The sequence below is a fragment of the Oleiphilus sp. HI0117 genome (genome assembly GCF_001635235.1).
In genome coordinates this window covers 1-977 of the sequence record NZ_LWGA01000007.1, presented here as the reverse complement: position 1 = coordinate 977, position 977 = coordinate 1, and the positions used below count along the sequence as shown (strand labels likewise).

Genomic DNA, 977 nt, shown 5'->3' with positions numbered 1-977 from the left:
TCAAAGGTGATGAATGGTTATTGATTTATGCTTTGTTTAACATACTAAAAACGGCCATCAATCACTCTGTCGTGGCTAAAGGCGAAGAGATCACTATTGATAGTCGGGTTGAGGGTGGCCGTAATGTATTATTATTGCGTTATAAAGAAGGTGTTCAGCGTTCTCAGCTAGAAGGTTTAAGAGTTGTGGATGAAGATTCATCTAACCTTGATCTGGCGACCGTCTATTATCGACGGGTCATGAGCGCTTTAGGGGGGGCGATAAGTTATTCCACTGACTCGGAGCAATGCACCGAAATTCTATTGGTTTTCCCCTGTTTAAGAACGGGAGGCGGTGATAGTGAATCGATTCTGGATGAGCTGAGCGTTGCTCCTTAGCACTCTATATCTCTGCGTTTTCTTGAACTAAGACAATCAGCTTTTTGGGTCCATGAGCGCCATAGGCTAGTGTTTGTTGTATATCTGCTGTTTTCGACGGGCTGGAAATAAACAAAACATTGCTTGGCATTTTCTCGCATTGACCCCAAGGTTCATCATTGAGCAAACTTGATAAATCCGGGTAGATTTGATCCTCTTGTAGTAGCACTAGATGTATTGGTGGCACAAGCGACATCATTCTAGGTTCGTCTTTATTTGGCAGCAGCAATAAGGTTCCGGTTTCGGCTATTGCTCCCTGTGCAAGGGTGATGCCGATATCGATGTTATGGAATAAGGTTTCCCGAAGGGTTTCATAAGCTTGTGAGTAGCGTGTAATGCTGATGTTATTATTATGAAGGCGCAGAGCTTGTTCAATTTCGCTTTGGTATGCAAGATTATTCCCTAATAAGCAGTGCTTGGCTTTTTCTCTTTCCATGATGTCAGTAAGTGTTGTTTTCCACTTAAGCGCGCTAACTCGATGTACTTCTGCGTGATTTTCTTCTAGTTTTGAGATCAGCTGCCTAAGCAAATCTTCAGCTTGAACAATACCACTACGACTTC

2 protein-coding genes are annotated in these 977 nt (G+C 42.9%); one reads left to right on the top strand and one right to left on the bottom strand.

Annotated features, from left to right (window positions below):
* Nucleotides 1-377: hypothetical protein (locus A3757_RS25970; RefSeq protein WP_197469600.1), on the top strand; the 377-nt coding region annotated here is incomplete at its 5' end.
* Nucleotides 378-381: 4 nt separating this feature from the next.
* On the opposite strand, the gene A3757_RS00370 is transcribed toward A3757_RS25970, so the two are convergent.
* A partial coding sequence (locus A3757_RS00370; protein ID WP_068738949.1) for a lactate utilization protein occupies nt 382-977 on the bottom strand: 596 nt, incomplete at its 5' end.